1 protein-coding gene is annotated in these 3,204 nt (G+C 58.9%); it reads left to right on the top strand.

Annotation, left to right across the window (positions count from 1 at the left end; all coding sequences use genetic code 11):
- Nucleotides 1-145: 145 nt before the first annotated feature.
- A complete protein-coding gene (locus BV908_RS21990; RefSeq protein ID WP_003158660.1) occupies nt 146-3,061 on the top strand; it encodes a Tn3-like element IS1071 family transposase in 2,916 nt (971 codons plus the stop codon).
- Nucleotides 3,062-3,204 lie beyond the last annotated feature (143 nt).

Raw genomic sequence — 3,204 nt, 5'->3', positions numbered from 1 at the left:
GGGGTCTCCTCGTTTTCAGTGCAATAAGTGACGGTACGCAAAGCTAGCACTGGCGCGGGGGTGGTCTGGGTAGACCGTTGATTTCATTGACTTTCCTGTTCGCTTTGTAAACGGGTATGGTGGCCTCCCACTTTTGAGGTTCACGATGCAGGGTTGGCACACAACGTTTTTGGGGATGCGTGGGCTCCCCCGCGATATCAGCGACTTCGAGATGAAGGCATTTTTCACCTTCGATGGTGCCGAGCGCGACGCAATCAATGCACGCCGAGGTGATTCCCACAAGCTTGGTCTGGCGCTCCATATTGGTTTCCTGCGCATGAGTGGGCGTTTGCTCGGTGCCTTTCGGGTAATTCCAGTAGCCTTGTGGCGCCACCTTGGCAACGAGCTTGGCATTGCAGCACCAGAAGTCGCCTCGCTGAGAGCCATGTATGAACGCGGGCGCACGCTATTCGATCACCAACAAGTAGCCTGCACGGTCCTTGGATTCCAGTGGATGAGCGAGCACCAGCGCCGCTCACTGGTACGTGAACTGCGCGACGAAGTGGCGCGCTGCGCCGACCGCGATCAGCTACTCGTGCGGGCGCGTCAATGGCTGTACAAGAACAAGCTGGTGATCGTGCACGAGCGGGCAATTCGGACACTGATTGCGGCGGCACTTGCCCAGCTTGAAGTTGAAACAGGCACCGCCATCGCCGCCAGCGTTGATCCAGCAACACTTGATCGCTGGCGAGCCTCAGTTTCAGAGCTGCGCCCAGATGGACAAACCCAGCAGAGTTGGCTATGGGCTGCACCGGCGAAACACTCAACCCGCCAAATCAGCGAGGTACTGGAGCGCATCGACCTGCTTTACACGCTGGACGTTCATAAGCACCTGGCAGACATCCCCGATCTCATCTTGCGCCGCTACGCGCGCCGACTTGTCTCCAGGCCGCCCTCAGCCGGAGCCAAGATCAAAGAGCCAGCGCGCACCGTGGAGGTCGCATGCTTTCTTCGGTATTGCCTGTTCACCACCACAGACCAGTTGATCCTTATGGTGCAGCGCCGGATCGCCGATCTGTGGCGTCAGGCTGCCGCCGATGTCCCCGCTACCGTCAATTGGGCCGCAATGTACAAAACGCTGCTCGGCGAACTTGTTGCCTTGAGCGCGCAAGGTGCGGTGCCAGATGCTGAGTTGCGTGCCCGTCTTGAAGCCTTGATCACCGAAACCCAGAAACGCAAACCACCGAGCAGGGCCTCCCTGGTCCGCGAGGGATTGATTGATGGAATTCGCCCCGTGCGGTCGTTGCTCGTCGCCATTGCAAAGCTGCCCTGGCAGGCCACCGGCGAGCATCCTGCCATCGAGTACCTTGCCAAGCTGCAAGCTTTATATCTCAAAGGATCCAGAAAGCTGCCAGTTGAAGTGGTGGCACCAAGTCTGGGAATGATCTGGCAGGTTTCGATCTCCAGCCCAGACCGGGAACGGGCGTTTCAGGCGTTGGAGGTGGCCACCCTGTTTGCCCTGCGCCGCGCGGTGCGCAATGGCTCGGTCTGGATTGAGCACAGCCTGAGCTTTCGGGGTCGTGCGCGCTTGTTCTTCACGGACGAGCGTTGGCAGGCAGAGTCCAAGAAACACTATGCCCGTCTATCGTTACCCAGCAAGGCTGCCACTTTCTTGAAGCCTTTGCTGGCCAGAGTAACTGCCGGTGTCGATGCGGTGGCCGCTGCAGCCCGCAGTGGCGTACTGCGCGTGGATGATGAACTCCATTTGTCGCCATTGCCCGCAGAGGACGAAGACCCAGAAGTGACCAAGCTGCGCGCGGCTTTGGATCACCGCATCGGTGAGGTTCAATTGCCGGAAGTGATTCTGGCCGTTGACGCCCAGGTGCGCTTTAGCTGGATCATGCTCGGACGTGAGCCGCGCTCTACCGACGAGCTGCTGATGGTCTATGCCGGCATCATGGCCCACGGCACCAGTCTGACTGCGGTCGAATGCGCGCGCATGATTCCGCAATTGTCTGCCACCAGCATTCGCCAGGCCATGCGCTGGGCGCGGGACGAACGGCGTCTGAGCCAGGCCTGCCAGGCTGTGCTGGAATTCATGCAGCGACACCCGATTGCCGCCACCTGGGGGCGGTCCGATTTGGCATCTTCTGACATGATGACCATGGAGACCACCAAACGGGTGTGGCAAGCCCGGCTTGATCCTCGGCGCAACACACCTTCCATTGGAATCTACTCCCATGTAAAAGACCGGTGGGGCATCTTCCATGCGCAGCCCTTTGTGCTCAATGAGCGCCAGGCGGGCGTGGCCATTGAAGGTGTCATCCGCCAAGAAAAGCTGGAGACCAGCCAGCTTGCTGTGGATACCCATGGCTACACCGACTTTGCCATGTCACATGCCCGTTTGCTTGGTTTTGATCTTTGCCCGCGGTTGAAGGAACTCAAACAGCGCCACCTCTTTGTGCCACGCGGCACCAAAGTGCCCGCAGAAATCGCTGCGGTGTGCGAAGCCAATGTCGACGTCGCTTTGATCGAAAAGCATTGGGATAGTCTGGTGCACCTGGCAGCCTCGGTCATGAGCGGACATGCCAGTGCGGTGGCAGCTCTTGCGCGGTTCGGTTCTGCCGCCCAGGGCGATCCAATCTATGAGGCTGGCGTGCAATTGGGGCGGTTGCTGCGTACGGCGTTTTTGGCTGACTACTTTGTCAAGGACGCTTTCAGGAACGAGTTGCGCCGGGTGCTCAATCGGGGCGAGGCTGTTAACGCCCTCAAGCGCGCCATTTATACCGGCCGGATCAGCCCGGCGCAGGCCAAACGTGTCGATGAAATGCAGGCTGTGGCCGATGCGTTGAGCCTGATGGCCAACATCGTGATGGCGTGGAATACCTCACAGATGCAGGCGGTCCTGGATCGCTGGTCGAACCGCCGCCAGGTCATTCCACCGGAACTGATCGGGAAGATTGCGCCCACCAGGCTGGAGAGCATCAACTTGCGGGGTGTGTTTCGCTTCCCGGTTGACCGCTATGCTGACCAAATCCTGCCTTCGCGGCCAAATGCATCGATAACTGGCACCAATGGATGAAACCGACCACGGTTTGACGCCACGAATCGCAGATTTGAAAGTGAACAGGAAAGTCAATGAAATCAACGATCTACCAACACCACCTCCGCGCCAGTGCTAGCTTTTCGTACCGTCACTTATTGCACTGAAAACGAGGAGACCCC

The sequence above is a fragment of the Diaphorobacter sp. LR2014-1 genome (genome assembly GCF_002916785.1).
Lineage (GTDB): Bacteria > Pseudomonadota > Gammaproteobacteria > Burkholderiales > Burkholderiaceae_C > Diaphorobacter > Diaphorobacter nitroreducens.
Note: the sequence above shows the minus strand (reverse complement) of the source record. Positions and strands in the feature narration are given on the sequence as shown.